Annotated in this window: 19 protein-coding genes; all 19 read left to right on the top strand. The window is 43.7% G+C overall.

The window, feature by feature from the left end; translation table 11 throughout:
* The first annotated feature begins 30 nt into the window (after positions 1-30).
* The 19 genes from ACN6MV_RS29290 to ACN6MV_RS29200 all read left to right on the top strand — a co-directional run bounded on the left by ACN6MV_RS29290 (position 31) and on the right by ACN6MV_RS29200 (position 24299).
* On the top strand, positions 31-447 hold the full coding sequence (locus ACN6MV_RS29290; protein WP_042131365.1) for a F0F1 ATP synthase subunit epsilon: 417 nt from the start codon (positions 31-33) through the stop codon (positions 445-447).
* 196 nt (positions 448-643) lie between these two features.
* Positions 644-901 (top strand): DUF1146 family protein, encoded by a 258-nt coding sequence (locus ACN6MV_RS29285; RefSeq protein WP_042131364.1) that lies wholly within the window; start codon positions 644-646, stop codon positions 899-901.
* 200 nt (positions 902-1101) lie between these two features.
* Positions 1102-2478, top strand: coding sequence for a UDP-N-acetylglucosamine 1-carboxyvinyltransferase (gene murA, locus ACN6MV_RS29280; RefSeq protein ID WP_076119185.1), 1377 nt, complete (start codon positions 1102-1104; stop codon positions 2476-2478).
* Between the two features lie 234 nt (positions 2479-2712).
* The gene (gene spoIID, locus ACN6MV_RS29275; protein WP_375104216.1) at positions 2713-3864 is read left to right on the top strand and encodes a stage II sporulation protein D; all 1152 of its coding nucleotides are present in this window, start codon (positions 2713-2715) and stop codon (positions 3862-3864) included.
* A 61-nt stretch (positions 3865-3925) separates the two neighbouring features.
* Entirely contained in the window at positions 3926-4660 is a 735-nt protein-coding gene (locus ACN6MV_RS29270; RefSeq protein ID WP_419885368.1) for a peptidoglycan DD-metalloendopeptidase family protein, read from the top strand.
* A 270-nt stretch (positions 4661-4930) separates the two neighbouring features.
* Positions 4931-5218 carry a sporulation transcriptional regulator SpoIIID gene (spoIIID, locus tag ACN6MV_RS29265; protein WP_019915029.1) on the top strand — a complete coding sequence of 96 codons (288 nt, stop codon included), beginning with the start codon at positions 4931-4933 and terminating at the stop codon, positions 5216-5218.
* A 129-nt stretch (positions 5219-5347) separates the two neighbouring features.
* A complete protein-coding gene (locus tag ACN6MV_RS29260; protein WP_042131361.1) occupies positions 5348-6346 on the top strand; it encodes a rod shape-determining protein in 999 nt (332 codons plus the stop codon).
* Positions 6347-6393: 47 nt separating this feature from the next.
* Positions 6394-7272 carry a flagellar hook-basal body protein gene (locus ACN6MV_RS29255; protein WP_419885367.1) on the top strand — a complete coding sequence of 293 codons (879 nt, stop codon included), beginning with the start codon at positions 6394-6396 and terminating at the stop codon, positions 7270-7272.
* Positions 7273-7324: 52 nt separating this feature from the next.
* Positions 7325-8146 carry a flagellar hook-basal body protein gene (locus ACN6MV_RS29250; protein ID WP_076119040.1) on the top strand — a complete coding sequence of 274 codons (822 nt, stop codon included), beginning with the start codon at positions 7325-7327 and terminating at the stop codon, positions 8144-8146.
* Between the two features lie 10 nt (positions 8147-8156).
* A complete protein-coding gene (locus tag ACN6MV_RS29245; protein WP_042131358.1) occupies positions 8157-8393 on the top strand; it encodes a DNA-directed RNA polymerase subunit beta in 237 nt (78 codons plus the stop codon).
* Positions 8394-8649: 256 nt separating this feature from the next.
* Positions 8650-9072 (top strand): 3-hydroxyacyl-ACP dehydratase FabZ, encoded by a 423-nt coding sequence (fabZ, locus tag ACN6MV_RS29240; protein ID WP_042131357.1) that lies wholly within the window; start codon positions 8650-8652, stop codon positions 9070-9072.
* A gap of 47 nt (positions 9073-9119) precedes the next feature.
* On the top strand, positions 9120-10841 hold the full coding sequence (locus tag ACN6MV_RS29235; RefSeq protein ID WP_042131356.1) for a phospho-sugar mutase: 1722 nt from the start codon (positions 9120-9122) through the stop codon (positions 10839-10841).
* Positions 10842-11074: 233 nt separating this feature from the next.
* Positions 11075-13111, top strand: a complete 2037-nt coding sequence (locus tag ACN6MV_RS29230; protein WP_076119046.1) for a DUF5693 family protein — start codon at positions 11075-11077, stop codon at positions 13109-13111.
* Positions 13087-14223 carry a polysaccharide pyruvyl transferase CsaB gene (gene csaB, locus ACN6MV_RS29225; protein ID WP_419885366.1) on the top strand — a complete coding sequence of 379 codons (1137 nt, stop codon included), beginning with the start codon at positions 13087-13089 and terminating at the stop codon, positions 14221-14223. Before ACN6MV_RS29230 ends, csaB begins: the two co-directional genes overlap by 25 nt.
* Positions 14224-14229: 6 nt before the next feature.
* Positions 14230-14985 (top strand): WecB/TagA/CpsF family glycosyltransferase, encoded by a 756-nt coding sequence (locus ACN6MV_RS29220; RefSeq protein ID WP_042131353.1) that lies wholly within the window; start codon positions 14230-14232, stop codon positions 14983-14985.
* A gap of 116 nt (positions 14986-15101) precedes the next feature.
* Positions 15102-16229, top strand: coding sequence for a glycosyltransferase family 4 protein (locus ACN6MV_RS29215; RefSeq protein WP_042131352.1), 1128 nt, complete (start codon positions 15102-15104; stop codon positions 16227-16229).
* 159 nt (positions 16230-16388) lie between these two features.
* On the top strand, positions 16389-20309 hold the full coding sequence (locus ACN6MV_RS29210; protein ID WP_042131351.1) for an S-layer homology domain-containing protein: 3921 nt from the start codon (positions 16389-16391) through the stop codon (positions 20307-20309).
* Positions 20310-20464: 155 nt separating this feature from the next.
* Positions 20465-20806, top strand: a complete 342-nt coding sequence (locus ACN6MV_RS29205; protein WP_042131350.1) for a hypothetical protein — start codon at positions 20465-20467, stop codon at positions 20804-20806.
* An 820-nt stretch (positions 20807-21626) separates the two neighbouring features.
* Positions 21627-24299 (top strand): S-layer homology domain-containing protein, encoded by a 2673-nt coding sequence (locus ACN6MV_RS29200; protein ID WP_197069722.1) that lies wholly within the window; start codon positions 21627-21629, stop codon positions 24297-24299.
* Positions 24300-24344 lie beyond the last annotated feature (45 nt).

The following is a 24344-nucleotide window of genomic DNA, read 5'->3' as shown; positions in this document are numbered from 1 at the left end:
TACTTCGTAAAGCTTTAAGGAGGAATGGAAGTGAATACCTTTTTGTTGGAAATTGTCACGCCGGAGCATCTCGTCTATTCTAAACAAGTGAATAGCTTGACAGTACGGGGAGTCGAAGGCGAGTTGGGTATTTTGCCTGGACACATTCCGCTTGTGACTCCACTTCAGGTTGCTCCGTTATCCGTCAAATCGGACGGTGTTACGATTTCCATCGCCGTTCATGGCGGGTTCGTTGAAGTGCATAAGGACAAGGTAACAGTGCTGGCCGAAAGTGCCGAGCTGCCAACAGATATTGATGTTGAGCGCGCCGAAGCCGCTAGAGAACGGGCTCAACGCCGTCTCCAGACTCGTAGCAAACAAGATGATATCGATCACCGCCGTGCGGAGTTGGCGCTGCAACGCGCTGTTACACGGATTAAAGTGTCCACTGGTAAAGGACAACAGTAGGTTATTAGCGGTCAAGCTCTAAGCTTGACTGCTTTTTTTATTATAGTAATCTATATATTTAAGGTTAAGATTTCTTCATTTTCTTGGATATTGGCATTGAATTGTTTAAAAATTTGTAAAAGTACTGGATTCTTTTGCCCTGCACAAGTATGATATAAGAGTCGATTTCCGAGTAATACGAACACGGAGGGTTAGCATGGGGGATATATTGTCCAATGGATGGTCTAGTGCAGCTGGAACCAGCAGCATGATCTCAATGATTGTTTCTTTGCTCAGTGTTGTATTATCTTGGTGGGCATTGCAGAACCTTAAGCTGGATTTGGTCATAAGATATCCCAAGAGTCCTCAGGGAAGGCTGCTGCACTTGCTTCTGGCCATTGTACTTGGTCGTTTAGTTGCAGGATTCTTTCTGGATTACCTTAGCTGGAGTGGGATGATCCGCTATATGTTTTAGGAATATGGAGTTTGGTTATAAGTGTCATAGGTCGCAGTGGTCAAAAAGTGTCGAATAATAAGGTTTTATTATGTCAACACTGAACTTTAAGGAACATGCCCGGCTAAAAGGGCATATTGATGGAGTATGCGAATTTTTTTGCAATTACTTTTAATCTAAAAAATAATTTAAGAAATAATGGACGCGGAGGGAAACCGAAAATGAGCAAATTTATCGTCCGCGGTGGCAACAGATTGACCGGGAGCGTGAAAGTTAGCGGCGCAAAAAATTCCGTATTACCGATCATAGCCGCCTCTCTATTGGCAGAAGAAGGAGTAAGCGTCATTGTGGACGCACCTCCGCTTGATGATGTAATGACGATCTCAAAAATGCTGGAATCTTTGGGTGCAGGGGTTACATATCAAAACGATATTATCCAGGTGGATGCTACAAACATCACTTCCTGTGAAGCACCTTATGAATGGGTACGAAAAATGCGGGCGTCTTTTTTAGTCATGGGACCTCTGTTATCTCGGCTTGGTCAGACAAGAATTTCTTTGCCTGGCGGCTGCGCCATTGGCACACGACCGATAGATCAACATTTGAAAGGATTTGAAGCGCTTGGTGCGGAGATTAGTCTCGGCCAGGGCTACATTGAAGCGAAAAGTAACGGCCGCCTGCGCGGAGCCAAAGTGTATTTGGATGTAGCTAGCGTGGGTGCGACCGAAAATATAATGATGGCAGCAACACTAGCCGAAGGTGTGACCGTGATTGAGAATGCGGCCAAAGAACCTGAAATTGTAGACCTAGCCAACTATTTGAACGGCATGGGTGGAATCGTGCGCGGTGCAGGAACAGGTGTTATCCGTATTGAAGGTGTTGAACGTCTGCATGGCGTTAAGCATCATGTGATTCCTGACCGTATTGAAGCCGGCACTTATATGGCTGCTGCAGCAATTACAGGTGGCGATGTATATGTGGAAGGCGCAATCGCTGATCACTTGGGACCTGTCATTGCTAAAATGGAAGAGATGGGCGTAACCATTATTCCTGATGAGAACGGGGTTCGTGTAATTAGTGACAAACCTCTTAAAGCTGTTGATTTGAAGACTTTGCCGTATCCAGGCTTTCCAACGGATATGCAGTCACAAATGATGGCATTATTGCTGCGCTCTGAAGGTACTAGTGTCGTTACGGAAACTGTATTCGAGAACCGATTCATGCATGTGGACGAATTCCATAACATGAATGCTGAGATTAAGATCGAAGGTCGCTCAGCAATCGTTACAGGTAATGCACAATTGGTCGGAGCCAAAGTATGTGCTACGGATCTACGTGCGGGAGCTGCGCTTATTTTGGCAGGTCTGGTTGCTGAAGGTACTACTGAGGTAAGTGGAACTCATCATATTGACCGTGGATACGTACATTTGGCTGAGAAGCTGTCTGGACTAGGTGCGGAAATTTGGCGTATTTCCATGGAAGACACAGCTGTACAAACAGTGAAGGATGAAACTCTTAAACCAGAAGTTGCCAAGAGTGAATCGAATAAAAGCGAAGAAGTTAAACCTCGCTTTCAGGTTCAAGCAACTTGGGTATAATATCAGTCATTAGGTGAGATCAGGCTGCAGTGATGCGGCCTGGTCTTTTTTATTGTTAAGAATGTATCTCTAAATCCTCATCTAATGGGGATTTTTTTCGTTTGTATTTCTCAAACACGGGGCATAGTGGTAGATACGAGAATGCTACTCTCTTTCTCTCAAATGTTGTTCTAGTAGTTGCTGAAAATTCATATCTATAAGAATCAACAGTGACTCACGGAAGGAGCCATAGAGATGAAAGATTTCCACTACTTGCGACGTAACAAGTCAACGCGCTGGCACTCGCGTCCCCTTGGTCCCCGGCTCAGGCGACTTGGTCCCGTCGCCTGGTTCGCAGCGCCTATCCTGGCGGCGCTGCTGATTCCACTGGTGGTTGTCCCGCTGCACCGGGGACAACCGACGCCTCCGGCTCTGCCGGCGGTTACGGCCGCACCGGCCGCACCCGCAGGGCCGGAGGCGGCTGCGCAGGAAGCGCCGCAGCCGAAGGTCTCCGTCTATTTGTCGCGTAGCGGACAAATAGAGACATTGCCGCTGGAGGACTACGTCAGCGGCGTGCTTGCGGCCGAGATGCCGGCCAGCTTTGAGCTTGAAGCGCTCAAAGCGCAGGCCGTAGCGGCCCGCACCTTTATCCTTCGCCGCCTGCTGGCTGGCGACAGGAGCGGCGTCCCCGTTCCGGGGGCGGATGTAACCGATACGGTAAGCCATCAGGCTTACGTATCTAAGGACACGCTGGAACGGGAGTGGAAGCTCGGCGGAAGAAGCGCCGATCTCGCTAAGCTTCAGCGCGCGGTCCTTGAGACGCGCGGTGTCATTATGACCTATAAAGGGCAGCCGATTACGGCCTCCTTTTTCGCCTCCAGTGGAGGATATACAGAGAACTCGGAAGAATACTGGAATGCGGCAATTCCCTATCTGCGCAGTGTGACGAGTCCTTGGGAGAAGGAGATTACGCCAAACTATGCGGTGACAACGACCTTCACCATTTCGGAAATACTTACTAGACTTGGGTTAAACGACAGCGTAATCCCTGCTTCCAAAGAAATGACCCATTCAGTCCCAACTAAGAAGATATCTACTTCTTCTGAATTGCCGGTAGAAGTGTTGTCTCTTACCACTGGACATCGGGTTAAAGAAATCTCTATCGGCGGTACTATTTTTACTGGAAGAGAAGTAAGAGAGAAGCTAGGGTTACGTTCCAGCCAATTCAGTTGGGGTCGAAAAGGGAACAAAATCTTTATAACTACCTTCGGAAATGGGCATGGTGTGGGAATGAGTCAGTGGGGAGCAAATGGAATGGCAAAGGAAGGCGGAACGGCTACTCAAATTCTCAAACACTATTACAGTGGTATCTCTTTTACGCAAATCTCAACTCTTCTGAAAAAATAACTTGAAAGATACGTATAAAAGATAGAAGCCCGGTAACACTGGTTACTGAGGTGATAACCATATGAATGAACAAGACAAAAACAAAACAAACCATGATGAATCTCTCAAAAAATCGCAGGGAGATTCAGGTGCTAAACCTTCTTCATGGAGCAAGATGTTATCTAAACGTTGGGTGTTCCCAGCAGTCTACACGGCGGCAGCGGCAATTATACTAACCTTGGTGTGGGTCTATCAGGATGCCGGCCAAAAGCCGCTGGACACCGCCGCCACAACACAGCAAGTAGGAGCTTCGACTAACGAAGCTGGTACTGCTAACAGTAATCCAGATGCCCTTGAAGTTCTTGCTTCAGCGGAAAGCTTGGCTTGGCCAGTAGCCAATCCAGGGGAAGTAGAAGTGGTCAAGCCGTACTATGATGAGAATGGTACAGAGGACAATCACGTTGCCGCCATGGTGCAGTATAACGACAAATTTATTCCTAATGTCGGTATTGATCTTGCCCGTGAAGACAACAACACATTCGACGTTAAAGCAGCGCTTAGCGGTGAAGTAACTAGAGTGGAAGATGTTGCGGTATTAGGTAAGGTAATTGAGATTACTCATCAAGGTAACATGAAGACCGTGTACCAAAGTCTTGGCGACACGAAAGTTAAAAAAGGCGATGTTGTGAAACAAGGGGATACTCTTGCAACAGCAGGTCGCAGTGAACTCGAGAAGGACCTCGGTAATCATGTACACTTTGAAGTGTATAAGGATGGTAGCGTAGTTAATCCATCTGAGTTATTGCCAGGGCGATAAGAATAGCTATAGCGGGGGGCGAAAGCCCCCTATTTTTTTGTGAACAAGGCTCTTCTTAAGCTGCATGCTTATAAAGAGCCTTATTTTCTGCGAGAAACGGCTGCATGTTCTAAAGGACTAATAACGTTCCGGCTTGCGAATAACAAGGCTTCTTAGGTTGTCCATTAAATAAAATGAGCCCTCCCAGGCTTGTCATGTCTTGAAAGCGCGAATATATAAGCCCGCCCCTCATATAATGTACCAAACTATCCACAGTTGGGAGGCGGGAGCGTGCACGATTACATCAAGGAACGTACGATCAAAATCGGACGCTGCATCGTGGAAACCAGGCATACGGTCCGGACCATAGCCAAGGAATTTGGCGTTTCAAAGAGCACGGTGCACAAAGACTTGACTGAGCGTCTGCCAGAGATCAACCCTGATCTGGCTGATCAGGTGAAGCACATTCTTGAATATCACAAATCCATCCGACATCTTCGGGGGGGAGAAGCCACAAAAATTAAATATAAAAAAACGACGGGGAAAAAACGTGAGGTTGCTGTAGCATCAAAGCCATGAGATTTTCGGAAATTTAAGGAAATATTCAGCTTTAAAACATTGTGTACTTCCCCTAAAGTATGTTATTTTTAAATTTAGTACTAACTGCTGTTTTTTCAATTAAAATAACACTTTGGGGGCTCTTTCATTATGTTTAGCAAGGATATCGGAATCGACCTCGGCACGGCCAATGTGCTCATACATGTTAAGGGAAGGGGAGTCGTTCTGGATGAACCTTCCGTGGTCACACTTGAAAGTGATACGAAGAGAGTCCTTGCGGTGGGAGAACAGGCACGTCGCATGGTTGGACGTACACCTGGAAATATAACAACTATCCGTCCTTTACGGGATGGTGTCATTGCGGATTTTGAAATCACGGAAATGATGCTGAAGTATTTTATTGACCGTGTTGGCGGTCGTACCTGGTACTCACGGCCTCGCATTCTGATATGCGCCCCTACAAATATTACATCTGTGGAACAGAAGTCCATAAGGGAAGCGGCAGAACGTAGCGGGGCTAAGGAAGTGTTTATGGAAGAAGAGCCAAAGGCCGCTGCGATTGGAGCGGGAATGGACATTTATCAACCAAGTGGAAATATGGTCGTCGATATCGGTGGCGGAACGACGGATGTAGCCGTACTTTCTATGGGCGACGTCGTTACCGCTTCTTCGATTAAAGTCGCTGGAGACAAGTTCGACGAGGCCATTTTAAGATATATTAAACAAAAGTATAAATTGTTGATCGGTGAACGGACAGCAGAGGATATTAAGGTTACTATTGGTACGGTTCGACCTGGTTTGATGAAGTCCGAAATGGATATTCGCGGCCGGGACATGGTAAGTGGACTTCCCCAGACGCTCACTATTACGGCTGGTGAGGTAAAGGAAGCATTGTGGGACCCGGTTTCTTCTATTGTGGCTGCAGCTAAATCGGTACTGGAGCGTACACCACCAGAATTGTCTGCGGACATCATTGACCGGGGTGTTGTTCTTACTGGTGGAGGTGCTTTGCTTAACGGATTGGACGAGCTGCTCTCAGAAGAATTACATGTACCTGTCTGGGTTGCGGAAGACCCTATGCATTGTGTAGTAAAGGGAACAGGGATTATGCTGGACAATTTGGACAAGGTCGTTAAGAAAAAGTTCTAAGCAGCCGATATAAAAGGTAGCATTAGATTCGGAAGGAGACTACCTTCATGATAAGAGGATTATATACGGCCGCTGCAGGTATGGTTGCGCAGCAACGTAGACACGATACGGCAACACAGAACATTGCTAACTTAAATACAACGGGATATAAGCAGGTTGATAGTGTTAATCATGCTTTTCCGGATGTCTTGATCTCGGCTATGGGTAATGGCAATACCACGCCGGTTGGGCGCCTTAACACGGGGGTTTTTGCAGAACAGTCGATATCCCAATACTTACAGGGTGATTTAAGAGAGAGCGGCAAGTCTATGGATTTTGCTTTATCTACGGATTTGCAAGTCACGGACCCTGTGACGGGTCAGAATATATCTTTTGATGGTTCGGGGAAATATGTAAGCCCTGATGGTGAGGTTATTTACCGTCCACAGGCTTTCTTTACAGTACAGGATGCTGAAGGCAATAACTTATTTACCCGAAATGGAAGTTTCTCAGTAAATGCAGCTACGGGAGAAGTTTTGAGCAGTGGAGGTTTCAAGGTTCTTGATTCCACTGGCAAGCCTCTTGTCTTGACAGGAAATCAGGACACCCTTAAAGTGGACGGGCAGGGGAATGTACTAAATCCAGAAACAGGACTTCCGACAGGGACCAAAATTGGTGTGAGTGTAGTTACAAAGCCGCAGGAGCTTGTGCGTGATGGTAAAGGTGTGTTTCACGCTGTTGATATAGCGGCGGCGGACATTCGTTACTCCAATGCAACTGATAACTTGCAGGTGCGTCAAGGATACTTAGAGGGCTCTAATGTTGACCCTACCCAGGTTACTGTAGATTTGAATGCTGCATACCGGGCTTATGAAGCAAACCAAAAGATCGTTCAATATTATGATAGCAGCTTGCAAAAGGCTGTAACTGAAGTCGGCAGGGTATAGGCACTACTTATGAACTGAGCTTTACAGGTAAAGCTTATAGGAGGTTTGATCTATGAACAACTCAACGATTAGTGCAGCAGTCTCCATGTCCAGCCTTCAGAAGCGGCTTGATATTATAGCGGATAATCTAGCCAATATGGATACAAATGGCTATAAGCGCAAGCAAGGCTCCTTTGAGGATGTGCTGACTCGTGTACAGCAGCAATCAGATGACTATGATCAGCCGGGCCGCGCTACACCGCTGGGTTTTAATATCGGTTTTGGGACTTATGTGCCTTCGATTACGACCAATTGGGAAGAAGGACCTCTTAAAGAAACCGGTAATCCAACCGATTTGGCGATTCAAGGTAATGGGCTTTTTGGAGTTCAGGTCAATGGAACTACAGCTTATACACGACAAGGTGACTTTCACTTTACTCCGGACACCACCGATGCAACGAAGATGGTCCTTGTAGATAATACGGGGAATCCGGTACTGAATACAGCAGGTAATCCTTTAACGGTTCCTGTGGGCGTGAATGCGGCTATCGATGAATCTGGTCGTGTATTAACGAAACAGACTGAGAATGGACCTGTTCAGGTAGCGGGTACTATAATGATTGTAGAACCTAAGACACAGAATGCTTTAAAGGCAGTGGACGGAAATTTCTATATGCTTGCCGATGGAGTAACAGCACAGCAGGCTTTTGTTCAAAGAGCGGCAGGTGAGGCATCTGGAATTGGAGTGCGCTCAGGGTGGCTGGAGCAGTCGAATGTCGACATGACCACAGAAATGACAGAAATGATGCAGATTCAACGTACGTATCAACTCGCAGCTCGGGCGCTTTCTTCCAGTGATCAGATGCTAGGTCTGGCCAATAACATGCGCGGGTAGAGGTGAAGGAATGGAACGTAAGAAAAAGGTGAAGTCGGAAGACAAACCCGAAGACAAGAAAGAGACGAAGCAGCGAGGATTATCAAAATGGACACTCATCCAGTGGATTCTTATTCCTTTGCTTCTCGTAGCTGCACTTGGAGGCGGGCTGGTCGTCGGTTACGTCGTCCTTGGCAAAAAAGAGTTTAGCGATGTTCTACAATGGAGCACATGGAGACATGTATATGATTTGGTTTTTGCTCCATAATTAAAGAGGATAATGACTCCCTTGTTGTATAAGGGAGTTTTCTTTTTTATACGGATAAATGTATAATGGTGGGGGGCCACGGGCAGCAAAAAGGGCCCTCTCCGCCATGCTGTCGCATCCGGTGGAGAAAGCCCCTTATCTTAACCTCCACTTCTGCAGGTGGTGAAGGATAGTTATAGTTTTTACCGAAGCTGCCTAAATTTATGCAGTTCGGCGAAGAATAAATGAAGTAACATCCGAAAGGAGTTTTGTTATAATGCTGGATATTAACCAAATTCAAGAAATCATCCCCCATCGGCCTCCATTTCTGCTGGTGGACAAAATCACAGAGATTGAAATGGGTAAACGAGCTGTAGGCATCAAAAATGTAACGATCAATGAACCTTTCTTCGCAGGTCATTTTCCAGGTTATCCGGTAATGCCGGGTGTATTGATTACAGAAGCGCTTGCCCAAGTTGGTGCTGTTGCTATTCTGGGGGTAGAAGCGAATCGCGGCCGAATTGGATTTTTAGCTGGGCTGGATGGATTCCGTTTCCGTGGTCAAGTTGTACCGGGAGATACGCTCACTCTTGAAGTGGAGATTACCCGCCTTAAGGGCAGTATTGGAAAAGGACAAGCTACTGCATCGGTTGATGGAAAAGTTGTTGCCTCTGGGGAAATTATGTTTGCTCTGAGCTAATATTAATTAGCAAAAATATATTATACATGGAGAAGGAGAGATTCTAAATGACTCAATTAAGCCCAAAAGCGGCAGAAACCTTATCTCGCTGGCTGGAGAACGCCTCTGTCGATGAGTCTACGAAGGCGGAGCTGCGTGCGCTGGAGAACGAACCACAGGAGCTTGAGGAACGATTTTATAGAGATCTAGAATTTGGTACAGGTGGTCTACGCGGTGTAATTGGTGCGGGTAGTAATCGTATCAATCGTTATACGGTAGGCAGAGCTACACAAGGTTTCGCTAATTATATTCTGGAAAAGCATACTGGAGAGGGAAGACCTTCTGTTGTTATCGCTCATGACTCCCGTCGATTCTCGCCAGAATTTACGCTTGAGGCTGCTCTAGTATTGGCTGCTAATGGCATTGAGGCTCATTTATTCACTTCTCTGCGTTCAACACCGCAACTCTCGTTCAGCGTACGTCATTTGAAGGCAACGGGTGGTATTGTTATTACTGCAAGTCATAATCCGCCAGAATATAACGGGTATAAAGTTTATAATTCTGAAGGGGGACAGCTTGTTCCTGACGAAGCCGAAAAGGTCATTTCTTACATATTAGGGGTTGACACTTTTGATGGTGTGAAACGGATTTCCCAAGAAGAAGCGGAGCGCCAAGGTTTGCTGCACTGGCTTGGTGAGAAGGATGACGAAGCGTTTACCGATACTGTCGCTGCGGTTAGTCTTGCAAGTGAAGAGATTGCCTCTACGCTTGGTAAAGACTTCAAAATCGTATACACCCCGCTACATGGTACTGGTAATCTGCCAGTTCGTCGTGTGCTTGAGAAAATTGGGTTCACACAGGTGCATGTAGTACCTGAGCAAGAGCAACCAGATTCCGAATTTTCTACTGTGAAATCGCCGAACCCAGAGGAGCGCGAAGCATTTACACTAGCTATGAAGCTGGGTGAAGAGTTGAATGCGGATCTCTTAATTGGTACGGATCCCGATGCAGACCGTATGGGGGCAGTGGTTCGCGACAATGAAGGTAAATTTGTTGTTTTGTCGGGCAATCAATCTGGAGCTCTGATGATTCATTATTATTTGAGCCGTTTACAGGAACAAGGTAAGTTGCCTAGCAATGGTGCAGTTGTGAAGACTATCGTGACGAGCGAGATGGGGGCTGCTGTAGCTTCTCATTATGGTGCAACTGTATTTAATACGCTAACGGGCTTCAAATATATTGGCGAAAAAATGACTCAATTCGAACAATCCGGAGATTACACATATCTTTTCGGTTATGAAGAAAGCTATGGTTATCTTGCAGGTAACTATGCTCGTGATAAGGACGCCGTTCTTGCGGCTATGTTGATCGCTGAAGCAGGTGCTTATTACAAAGCTCAAGGCAAAACACTATATGATGTTCTTCAGGAATTGTATGAGCAGTTCGGATACTTCTTGGAAAGCCTGGAGTCCCGTACCTTAAAGGGCAAGGATGGCGTTGCGCAAATTCAAGGTATTATGAATGATTGGCGTACGAATGCACCACAAGAAATTGCCGGATCTGCCGTTACAGAGGTGCTGGATTATTCACTAGGCTTGAATGGTCTGCCGAAGGAAAATGTATTGAAATATTTGCTCGCTGACGGTTCATGGTTCTGCTTGCGTCCTTCCGGTACCGAACCAAAGATTAAAGTTTATTTTGCGGTTGTGGGTGAATCCTTGCAGAATGCTAAAGACAAGGTAGCTACACTATCCAAACAGGTTATGGCCCGTGTTGACGGGGAACAATAAAATAAGAATATAGAGCGCATTCTATATTGTGAAATTATATTTTTAAAATATAAGAAAGTATAAGTTTCACGCCATACTTTATATCTTATATTTCTCGCATAAACGCTTACCGTCCTTGGAAGGACGCCGAAGGCGTTTGAGCTTGCATAGAAACGGGTACCGTCTCTAAAAGGATGACGATCCGTTTCTACTTTTGTAAAAAGAGTTTTAAAGTGAAAGAGGAGGTACTTTTGGTGCAGCAAAAATGGCAACGTTGGAATATTTCTTCCCGAAAGTGGCTGTGGATTATAGTTGTGGTTGGCGTTTTAGCTGCCCTGCCTGTTGTCTATGACCGTCTGCAGACGGAGAAGTCTTCCAAGACAGTGGAATTTGTATTTGATTATCGTGATTTAGTTGAAGTCGCCAGCTATCGTGCAAATCCGCAGAATTATATTTCTGAACAATTAGATCGCCTAAAAGATGCTGGTGTTCAGAGCATGGCGATTTACGAAAGCACGCTGGAAGATTATCGTAAGGCGCGTCGTCTAATGATGTGGGGTGCGGCTGATATCGCTAATCTTACGGATACAATCATTCCGGAGAATGAGAATTATACTTATGTTCTTTTTACTAATCCTGATTACTACCAGGCTCTGGCGCCTGTTATTAAAGAGGCATTCGGTAATCTTGGGATTACTTCAAAGGAATGGAGTTTCCGCGGACAACAAGGTCTTATTATTGAGACTCCAATAGAAGATGCTACACTGAAGCCACTTCAGCCAGATCCATTTACACTGGAGATGCTGCATGACAAAGGGTTCACCATTGTACCGCGTCTTGTGGATTCTTTGACTTATAATAAAGCAACGGTTGAGAAGCTGTTGGATCGTTATGAAGAATTGGGTGTAAAACGAATCCTATTCGAAGGAGAGTCCGTTAAAGGGTTTAATGATGATGCCGATACTGGCAGTATCACTGACTTTGCAAACCTCCTTAAAGAACGTGGAATCGGAATTGCAGCGATTGAAAATATTAAGAAACAGCAGAAGGGCTTTAACAAGCTTGCTTATTTGCTGGACTATAACGTAACACGGTTATATTCCCTTAGTGAAGGTGATTCTGCCTTAGATCCAAAAGTGATCTCGGATCGTTTCGCTTTGGCAACAAAGGATCGTAATATCCGCATGATTTATTTAAATACGATTCCTTCACGGAATACAGCTAAGGCACAGATAACAGATACGCTGGACAACCTTGTCACGAGTCTTAGTGATCCTGGTGGTGCCGTTGAGCAGATCAAAGACAATGGGTTTAAGTTAGGACAAGCTACGGCTTTTGAGGTTGTAGATTCGTCTTATCAGCGTTACTTCAAGCTAGTTGCAGTAGTTGGCGCAGTCTCGTTAGTGGCGCTGCTGATTTCTTACTTTATTCCTTGGCTTACGATCCCAGCATGGGTGCTAGGATTACTGGGAAGTGCAGGCCTGCTGGTATTGAAACCAGAGCTGTTTGAGCAGGCACTGGCGCTAGCGGCCGCGATAAGTGCACCAACTCTTGCGGTTGTACTTGCCATTCGTAAGGTCAATGAAATGGGGCCTCCTTTACGGGGCAATAACCTTACCTATAAGGCTATGAGCCCGCAACGTCGGTTCACACATAGCCTGGTGCTTTATCTGAAGACCTCATTAATTTCTTTGAGTGCTGTGCCATTCGTGATCGCACTGCTCAACAACATAACCTACAGTTTAGTGCTGGACCAGTTCCGTGGTGTTAGTCTACTGCACATGGCACCTATCGGCCTTGTGGCACTATATGTACTTTTATACCGTGGAGAGTTTGTTTTCAACAAAACAGGCAAGCTGCTTCGGACACCTATTACACTGGCTTGGGTTATTGCCGCTGCGGTTCTTGGGGTAGTGGGGATGTATTATTTGAGCCGAACTGGAAATGGTGGCAACGTAACACCTTTAGAAATGGCCTTCCGTACATTCCTAGAGAATACGGTCGGTGTCCGGCCACGTAACAAAGAATTTTTACTGGCTCACCCACTCTTAATTTTGGGTGCATTCCTAGCCTTTAGATACCGGAGTGCAGCATTTATTATGATTATTGCCGTAATCGGTCAGCTCTCCATGGTGGATACCTTTGCACATATTCATTCACCTGTTCTGATCTCGCTGGTTCGCGGATTGCTCGGTCTTGGTCTCGGACTGATCATTGGTATAATTGCCGTAATCGTATGGCAGATTGCAGAAGGGTGTTGGAAACGATGGTCGCCACTCCTAAAAAGATAGTTATCTCTGGTTACTATGGTTTTCGTAACAGTGGAGATGAGGCGGTATTGCAGTCTATACTAATTGCACTGCAGAAACAGTCTCAAGCTTTGGGTATATCCATTGAGCCTATCGTGCTATCCATTGATCCTGAGTGGACAAGCGCCACATATGGAGTGAAATCCGTACACCGGATGAAGCTTGTTGAAGTCCGCCAAGCTATTTATGAGAGCGCTGGTCTGATCAGTGGCGGGGGCAGCTTGCTGCAGGATGTAACAGGCAGTAAGAGTATTCCTTACTATTTAGGTATTATTAAGCTTGCGCAGTGGATGGGTAGACCAACTTTTATCTATGCTCAAGGTATCGGACCTGTGAATCGCAAACTTTTTCACCCGTTAATCAAATCCGTGTTTCTTAAATGTAACTATATATCTGTGCGGGATGAACAATCCCGCGAACTTCTCCTATCTATGGGACTAGAGCAGAAGAACGTAGAAGTTGTTCCCGATCCGGTAATGGGCTTGTCTTTGCCAGAGGACACGGATGTTGCTACACGATCTTTAGAATTATCTGATTCACTTCCGGTGATTGGGATATCGGTACGTTTTTGGGAGCAAGACCGCAGAGAACTGGAGGCTCTTGCACAAGGCTTGATTAAGGCCAACCGTGAGGTTCCGTTACATTTGCGATTCCTCCCTTTTCACACCCCATCGGACAATGAGGCTTCACGTTATCTGATGGATAAGCTGAAGGGAAGTATAACCGAACATGGTGGGCAGGTCAGTATTTGTGAGGATGCTATTCACCCACAACAGATGCTACGGGAAGTGGGAGAATGCGATGTTCTGATCGGTATGCGACTTCATAGCTTGATATACGCGGCTGGAAGACGTGTTCCACTGATAGGTATTTCTTATGATCCGAAGATCGATCATTTTCTGGAAAGAATCCAGTGCCATCCTGTTGGAGCAACAAACGCACTTGATGCTGAACATGTTGCTGCCGAGATTGTCCATCTTTTGAACACAGGTCAGGAATGGAAAACAGAACGGAAAGATGTCATTTCCAAGTTGATTCAAGAAGCAGGGGCACCAGCTCGGCAAATTGTAGAATATTTTCACCATAAAGGATGATCTAAAGTGAAAGCAGAAAGCGCGGTACCTACAGTTCCTATTTTTGGGATTAGAGTCTCGAAAGTTGATATGGCAGCAACAGTTGCCTATTTGACGGAGGCTGTTCATACCCGTATCCCGCATCAAGTGATTACAGCAAATCCGATTATGGTTATGGCTGCACTGGAAGATCCAGCTTATATGGATATTATGAAATCGGCTGAATTGGTTGTCCCCGATGGGACGGGCGTTGTTTGGGCTGCTAATTATTGTAATGAGCCGGTATCAGAACGGGTAGCAGGTTATGATCTGTTACATGAATTGATGCGACAGGGTGAAAGATATAGTTGGAAGGTATATCTCCTTGGTTCTACGCCTGAAGTGATTCGGGAAACCGCTGAAAGGTTACAATTGCAATATCCGGGTGTTATTATTGCAGGATATCACGACGGATATTTTGGTCCGGAAGCAGATGAAGAAATTGTTGCTGGAATTGTTAAGGTTAATCCTGACTTACTATTTGTTGCCAGAGGTGCGGATAGTCAGGAACCATGGATTGCTAAATATAAATCCAAACTGGGTGTTCCTATCATGATGGGGGTCGGCGGCAGCTTTGACGTGATTTCTGGAAAGAGTAAAAGGGCACCAAAAGCCTTCCAAAAAATGAGAATAGAATGGTTGTACCGCCTCCTAAAAGAGCCTACTCGGTACAAACGAATGCTTGCACTGCCGAAATTCGCATTAAAAGTGGTGCGTGAGAAAGATAAAGTAACAAAAGTCTAGTAAAATGCCGATATTCACCTAGAAAATCAGATAAATAGCCTAAATAAAGGATTGGAATTTGTTTTTGTAACAGCGTATAATTCAATGCGGTAGAGAAATGGGGGTCGACTGATCAAATGTTAATCATATACATCGCTGGATTTATCGTATGCATGGGACTCGCACTTGGCCTCACACCTTTGGTGAAGAAATTCGCCATTAAGATTGGTGCAACAGATGTGCCGAATGCTCGTAAAGTGCACACGAAAATAATGCCCCGCCTTGGCGGATTAGCTATTTTTCTAGCGTTTGTGTTAGGCCTGCTTGCCGTATTGCCGATTATTCCATACGAGTTCACTCCGCGGGAGGTCAACTTCATTAAAGCGCTGCTGTGTGGCGGCGGACTGATTGTACTTATCGGGGCACTTGATGACCGATTTGAATTATCAGCAAAAGTGAAGCTACTGGGCCAAATTATCGCAGCATGTATCGTTGTTTTCGGCTTTGGTATTACTGTAGATTTTGTGAATATTCCATTTAACAATACGTATTCCTCACTGGAGAGCTGGATTGCTATCCCGCTTACGATTTTCTGGATTGTCGGTGTTACCAATGCCGTTAATCTGATTGACGGGCTGGACGGGCTTGCGGCTGGTGTATCAGGAATTGCTATTGCTACGATTGCGGCAATGGCTTTCGTAATGGGAAACACCATGGTTGCAATGTTGTGTCTGTTGCTTCTGGGTAGCATTATTGGATTCCTGTTCTTTAACTTCCATCCCGCTAAGATTTTCATGGGAGATACGGGTTCGCTTTTCTTAGGCTTTTGCTTAGCTTTACTAGCCTTGCTAGGATTTAAACAGATTGCTGTAGTTTCATTTATTACACCTTTGCTTATTATCGGTGTACCTTTGTCGGACACGTTCTTTGCGATCGTGCGACGTAAGCTGCAGAAGAAACCAATCTTCGCGCCAGATAAAGGGCATTTGCATCACTGTCTTCGCGAGCTTGGCTTCAGCCACCGTCAGACTGTACTTATTATTTATGGTATTGCTGCATTTTTCGGTATCCTAGCTGTCATTCAATCATCAGCAGCTCTATATGAAGCGAACTGGGTTACGTTCGTGGTCATCTGCATCATGCTATTCTTCCTGCAGATTGGTGCCGAAATCACAGGTTTGATCGGCAAGACTAAACGTCCGCTGATTGATTTCTTTCTAAGAATGCGTATGAAGGCTGATCCGGAAAGAGGCTCTAAGTCCTAAGCGACTAAGCAATTATTCTAAAATTTTCTATATCTAACAAAACTCATTCGATTTCGGATGAGTTTTTTGTTATTTTCCCTAAAAATATCACTACTTATGACCGATAAAGAACAAAGTGAAGGTTTACGAGAACTTATACTCAAAGGAGAGATATAACACATGCAACGCTTTAAGAGACCGTTCGTTTGGCTGATGCTGGCGGCTTTGATCGTTTCTATGTTCCCAGGTAAATACACGCCGATAGCGGCAGCGGCTACCACGAGCTCTACGACTTTCTTCAGTCCGGATGATCTCACATTACGTAATACCGTTTTGTTGAAGCAAGATGTGGTGCCAACAACAGCAACTCCAAATCCAGAGGGGCTAATTAGTCGTTCTAGTGTTTACAAAATAAGCAATCCTACCTTTTCAATTACAGGAACTTACTCACAGGTAACTTCATCAACAATGAAGGTTACTGTTGAGCAGCTTACTCAGGATAGCTCAAGCAAAAAATGGGTAACGGATTCGACTCGCTTGACTACAGGAACAGTTACAACAGATAACAATAGTCCGGACAATCGCTTTGTAGCGTCTGGTCTTGTTTTGTATACAGGCTTTAATAAGATTACTTTCTCTGGTATGCAAGGTAATCTTCAACGTTCAGAATCCTTCTATGTGCTATATGATCAAGTGCCTTATGTAACAGAATTAAAAGTATTGGGTGGACCTTCTGCGCTTAATTTAAACGAAGGAACACAGGTTGTTGTGCCGGTATCTACAGTTACTCTTCAAGGTAAAGTAGCCAATGCAACGAAGGTTAGTGTCTCCGTGAATGGCGGGACTGCATTACAGACCTCCTTATTGGAAGATGGGACGTTTTTTACACCTGCTTTGAATTTGAATCCGGGTTTAAGCACTCTTAAAATTGTAATTCAAAATGCTTCGGATTCTATAACCATAGACAGATCTGTTTATTTCTTTGATAAGGATCAGCCGTTTGCTTCTTTGAATATTAATCATAATTCAGTTGATTATAATATTCTAAATGATAAAGTACCTACATTAACTGCTGATCTCAATCCTAGTGTTGCAGGGTTTACAGGACAGGTATTGGTACCTTATAACGTAGCTCCATTCCAAACAAGTGCCGTGCTGACTCTTAATAAAGGTACTGGTTCTGAGAAAGTGGTTACGATAAAAAGCGTGGGAGAGGAATTAACCATTCCTGGCCCTGATGGCGTTACCCCAACGTATAAGTTGGTTAAATTTACAACTGATACAAATCTGGAAATTCTTCCTGGTGTAAATGACTTTAAGCTGAGTTTGGATTATGGCACTCACAGTAGTTCTCATATCTACTCTTATAAATTCTTAAAAGATGAGACTGTCATAACAGACATGTACTTTCTCTCCGGGTATACCGGTTCTGGAGATCTTACCAATATCTCTAAACTGCCTTTAAATGGACAACAGGTGGAGACAGATACCTTCTATGTTATGGCGAAAACCAATAAATCAACTTCGGCTGTTTTAACTGCTAACTATTTACCTTTAAGTAATAAGCCGTTAAGTATAACCGCTGTTACTGTTTCAAATCTTGGTGCAAACGAATACGTATATAAAATAACCGGGTTCTCGAATGGGCAACAGAAAGTACAGTTCCGATATACAGGCTCGGAGTCTTATTATAATGCAGATATTTCATATGTATCTAAGAACTATATTTACGTAAGCAACCTGCAGGATGGACAAACTTATGAATTCGATTCAAGTGCCGTAAATAATTTAACGGTAGTCGGCGAATATATTGGATTCGAAAATATCGCAGGCGCACAAGTGCAAATTAATGGTATTGATAGTAATTCGTTAACAGATAAACCATTTAAGCTTGAGGTAGAAAAAAATTCAACCGTAAACAAGACAACTTTCAATTTCACATTGAAAATTAGTCAGACAGGACCCCTTGTGTATGGTGAGAACAAAATTGTATTTACAGGAGTCTCCATTGATAATGCAGGCAATCAACGGATTATCAAAAAGGAACTAAAACTCTATATCATTGATACTAATATTTCTGGTGTGAAACAATTCCACCCTTCTTTGGGAGAGAATCGCTTACCTTTTACAAGAACAACACTTTCTAATGAAGTTGAGCGTAACGCTATTCTGGCCTTGCCAGCAGAAATTGTATACAAGGATGAAAAGTATACAACAAGCAAAGATAAATTTGATTTGGTGCTACAAGGTAGTGGTGCTACGACCTTGAATCTGTATCAAGGTTCTACATTGGTTTTTTCTTCGACAGGTCAAGATAGACTACTCATAGATACAGAACAGGAACCTATTGGTCCAAAACGTTACCCTGATGAGTTGGCTGCAGATGGCTTGTACTATGAGTACATCGGTAGCGCTAAAAACTTTATTTTACGTTTGCGTGATATCAAGTTTGATACTCCAGGAAGCCAAGTTTATACCCTTGAGTTAATTAACAAAACAGGAGCAAGAACTACTCAACGTCTTGAGGTAGTAAGAGAGCTAGCCCCATATCGTCTTCTCTCGCCTGTACCAACCGTAGGGAAACAAATCGTTGTTAATAAAAACTTTGTTCGTTTTGATATTGAAGCTGAAGGGGCAACAAAAGTCATAATTGGAAAAGATGAAGCTAAAAAACGTACGGATATTCTAAATTCAGATCGTTTTACCTATGACTATGTAGGTTTGAAGGCAGACAAATCTACGCCAATTAAGATACAAATCGTCCGTTCTAACTCTACAATAAACGATACAATAGATGTCTACTATGCTAGTGCGGTACAAATTGATACGCAGTACATGGCAGAGAAGGTAGCTACGAAATACAGTGTTTTCAATAAGACTCTGGAATTGAATTTCCCTAAAGGCACAATTATGAAGGGATTTACGAGTTCTGGTGCTGCAAAATATTATCCGAATACAAAACTCCTGTTTGGTATTGCGGATCCCGCTGATGGGGTAGTTGAACGTAAGAATGACTACGGAAATATTATTAACGTCACTGGTAGCGATGACAGAACAGAAGGCGGGGGAGGTCAACTTGTAATCCCTCAGGATCTTGCGCTGCGTTTCACATCAACCGTCTCCACGAATAACTTTTCTAGAGTATCCGATATCTACTGGCTTAGTGGTGGTCTAGGAGAAGACGGAGTTAATGTTGAGACCAATGGGGTTACTCCGCATTTTGTAGATGGTAGCGGAAAGACAGGTTATTTTACACAGTACAGTCAGACTCGAAAAATCGTACCTTCTCAACGCGGGGAGTTGACACTTACGTTTAACTCCAGCATCGTAGATGAAGTGGGATCAACAATTACAGTATTCCGGTATACTGATTCAGGAAAATGGGAAAACGTAGGTGGTATAGTCGATACTAAGAAACATACCATTACCGTTCCGTTTGATGAGTTTGGTTATTATACGGTTATGAAACTGCGTCGTGGATTTGTTGATATTACGAATCACCCATGGGGTAGGAATATTATGAATGGGCTGTACTCTAAAGGATTCATGACGAATCTTCGTGCAGATGCATTCGGTGCAGATGATTTAACAACACGTGGTGAATTCGCCACATTGCTGGTGAAATCATTGAGTATTCCTTTGAACTATGATGCTAATAAGCAAACATTCTTCGATATTGTGCCACAAGCGGTTTCAGCCACTTGGGATTTCAAGCATATCGAGACTGCCGCTAGGGCCGGTATTGTTACAGGACTAAGTGACGGCTTCTTTGGGCCTGACCAAGCCTTAACACGTGAACAAGCGGCAGTAATGATCGCTAGGGCACTGAAGCTGAAGATGTCTTTGAATGACAATAAGCTCTTGGCAAACCTAAGTAAATCATTTGTGGACACCAGCAGTATGGATTTCTATTCACGCCCTGCAATTGAGGCTGTATCTAAGGCTAAGATTATGGAAGGAAGCGCCGTGACGGTTACAGGACAGAAGAAACCCGTATATAACTTTAATCCAAAGGGTAAATTGACTAGAGCGGAGGCTGGAAAGATTACAGTTGCGCTCTTGCAAAAGAGTACAAGCATCTTCCCGAAGAACTTTAACTAAAGCAAAAAAATGTTCACCGGCCTGCGAAAAAATATTCGCAGACCGGTGTTTTAATGTAATGAGAGCAATTACCAAAGACATATATTTTGTATTCTTCTTAGATTTACGATACAATAACGTAGAAAATATTATTTTCTGAAAGGTGAAAGCCAACCATGAAACCGATTTTAGCAAAAGCACAGTTGGATTACATGAAAGCCAAGAATATGTTTGAGAATAGAGCAAAAGTGTTAGAAAAGGAAATTGCGGCTAAGCGGGCACTACAGGAGATTACACAGGAGGTTATGGAGGAACTTGTGCAAGCTACAGGATTCCATGATTCTTACAATGAGCTTGTCGTTGCTGAGAACGCTCTGATCGAATGGTCTCATACTACAATTAAGCATGAAAAGAGCTACCGCGAGAATCGCGCAGCTATTGATGCAATGTACGACAATGTAAACTCAAGTCCTGAAAAGCGTCAGGAATTGATCCAGTTATCTATGAAGATTCGTTAGACCCTACTGTAATAGAAGCAAGCGCCGGCAACGGCGCTTTTTTGTTGCGTTCATCATGATGCTATCTATAGGGCGGATCTCCGAGTGGTGAGGTAAGTAGTAGCCATCAGCTTACGAATCATCAAAGCAATGAACCAGGAGGCGAACCAAGAAAGGACATGTTTGATCGAACCTATAAGCGAAGGTTTTTAGGTTGTAGCTTTAAGAGCTGAAGCTCAGAAGGGGAGTTGCCATATAAACAGCCTACGGTGAATGTGAGTAATCAGGTCTTTTCGCCCCTTTATACTCAAATTTTGTAGGAATGTTTAAATAAATGGCACTAGTGTTAATGATACTTAGTAAATATTGCATAATGACGTTTAGAAAACGACTATGGTATACTATTTTCCGTGGCAACCCATGATTAACAATAGTTAGTAGAACATACATATGTATCTTCTATTGGGATTGTACCGGAAAACAAAAAAAGAAAATAATTTTTTTGAGAAACCGCAACTTTTCCAAATCTTCTGCGTTTAAGGTGTAGAGTCATTTACACAGGCAGTTGAAATTAACCGGTGGTAAAGCCAATTTAACAAAATGGAAAAATTAGCTTTACGTGACTTGAGGCACATTGTATAATACTTAGGTATAATTAGGAATCTAGTATTGTCATGTCCTGATCATTGTTTACCAGTTTCTGTGATACCCGTCACAGACATTATTTATACTTAATTTGCTCAACTCTGGAAAGGGGGTGCATCGGCTAATGAGTGACACGAGCTACTCAACTAAAGAAAAATCTCAGTTTATGAACGTCCAAGGAGGAGAAAAAAAGGTTATGAAGAAAATTTTATCCGTAGCATTATCTACAGCAATGGCATTCTCGATGTTTGCCTCTGTAGCGTTTGGTGACGCAGCTGCAACTCCGCAACAAAAATTTGACGCTTTGGCAGCAAAAGGTATTCTCAATGGGTACCCAGATGGTCAAGCTCACCTTGAAAAAGATCTTACTCGCGCTGAATTCGCGAAGATCGTTACTAAATTGTTCGATCTTACTGAAGTAACTAACAAATTGTCTTACAAAGACAAAGGTTACAACGCTAGTAACTGGGCAGTTCCTTACATCGAAGCTGTTACTGCAGCTAACTTGATGCAAGGTAAAGATACTGTTAAAGGTATCTTCGACTACAACGGTAAAGTAACTGTTGAAGAAGTAGCGGCTGTATTGTTCCGCGCTTTGAAACTTGAAGCACCAGCAACAAGCGACAACAGTGCATCTGCATGGGCTAAAGGTTATGCTCAAGCAGTAATCGATGCTGGTCTGATTGCTAAAGACACTAACTTCAAAGCTAACGCTAGCCGTTCTTTGGTAGTTGAAACAGCATATGCAGTTGATCAATTGAAAGCAGCTCCTACTGTAGCTTCTGCAGAAGCAGTAAGCCCAACTAGCGTAGTTGTAACTTTCTCTGACAAAACTACTACTACTGTAACTTTGACTACAGCACTTGTAGAAGGCGTTGAAACTTCAATTTCCTTCAAACACAACAACCACGACTACACAACTAAAGTAACTTTGGCAGCTCCTAAGGTTCTTTCCGTAGAAGCTCCAAACGCTAAACAAGTGGTTGTTAAATTCAACCGTGTAATTAGCGCTGATTCTGTGATTGAAGATGGTAAATTGCTTGCTGACACTGTTAAGGTAGTACCTGTAAGCGGAACTGCTGTAACTGTTGTTGGTTCAGCTGCAAGCTTGAATGAAGCTGGCACCGAGTTGACAATCACTCTTGACAAAGTTGATACTGACTACTTGAAGGGTCAATACACAGTAGTAGTAAGTGACAGCGTTCTGACATCAGCTGGAACTAAAGTTGCTACTTACACTACATTGTTGACAGTTGCTGATACAGTAGCTCCTACAGTTAAGGCTATTAATGCCGTAGCTAAAGAATCTACTAAAGAAGTATTCGTACAATTCAGCGAGCCAGTAAAACAATATAGCTTTACTGCTACTATTAACGGTGTTTCTGTAGCTGTATCGAAGGAATCCGCTGATACATTTAAATTGACTACAAATACTGCACTGAAAACTGGTACAGCTAATGATGTAGTACTTAACAAAGTTACTGACTTTGCTGGCAACGTTGCAAGCACACTTAAAACAAGTGTAACTGTAGTTGCTGATACAGCTGCTCCAACGATCGTTAGCGTTACTCCTGAGAGTGACAACTATGTAAAAGTTAAATTCAACAAAAAAGTTAACGCTGCATCCTTCAAGGGTAATGTTTCCTTGCTGAAAGCTGACGGCGACAAAGTTGGTAACATGAATGTTATTACAACTGACGATAGCGACACAATTAAATTGCAAGTACCTAGTGCCTTCAACTTCCCAGCATCCGGAACTTTCACTGGTACACTGTCATTCGCAGCATCTGTTCGTGATACACTGGGTAACACACTTGGAGCCACTGTGACTCAAGCAGTTACTTTTGTTAAAGACACTACTGCTCCAACTGTAGTATCTGCTACTTACGGTTCTAGTGGTCTTGTATTGACTTTCAGTGAAGATGTTGTACTTGCAACTGGTACTGTTAGCATCATTGATGAATCCACAGGTACTGTTGTTGGTTCACCAATTACTCAAGCTGACATGACTGTAAAAGGTGCGAAAGTAACTGTTAAGACTAGCACTACTTTGGGTGGAGACTACACAGTTCGCATTACTGCTGGCTTGGTGAAGGATAAAGCAAGAACTCCTAATACTTCTAGCGCAGCAACAGTTGCTCTTACAGCTGAAAAAATCAATGCCAACGATGACAAGAGACCTACTGTTACTTCTGTAGTGTACACAGCTGCTTCTTCAGAAGCTGGATACCACCAATTTACAGTAACAGCTACTGATAACATTGGTTTGAATGTAGCTTCGCTTCGTGATTCTAGCAGCTATGTCCTGAACGGTGCTGCTCTACCTTCTGGTTCTTACGCAGTTATTGATCCAACTACGGTTGTAGGTACTGCTACTAAACCAACTTCTGCTCAAGTGAAAGTATTCATTCCAGTAGGCGGAATTACAGAAACTAAAGATTACACATTCAAAGTTGTTGGTATCTCTGATGCAGCTGGCAACGGAATGGAAAATACTGCTTCTGCTTCGGTAGTTCATGAGCTTAAGAACACAACTGCTCCTAAATTGACTGAAGCAGCTATTAACAGTAATGTTGCATACCTGACATTGACATTCTCAAATAAAATTACAAGTGTTGATCCTTCAGACTTTGTTGTCGTTGCAGGATTGAATGGTTCTGAGCCATCATCAGCAAATGTAGTTGTAAAAGCGACTGTTGGTTCTGGTAGCGAAGAAGGTAAAGTATTGTTGCAAATCAAAGTTGACGGTAAAGACATCACTGATTTGAACACTCTTGATTCCCTTACTGTTGAAGTTAAGGAAAATGCTAAATCTGCTGACAAAGATGGTCTTACAATTGTTAAAGGTAACAAACAAACTGTAAGATAATTAGCTTCCTTTACGAAGCAAGAATAGCCTCTTCGGAGGCTATTC

This window comes from Paenibacillus sp. B-A-8 (assembly GCF_048572915.1).
Classification (GTDB): Bacteria; Bacillota; Bacilli; order Paenibacillales; family Paenibacillaceae; genus Paenibacillus_AQ.
The sequence above is the reverse complement of the archived record's forward strand: the minus strand, read 5'-3'. Positions and strand labels throughout refer to the sequence as shown.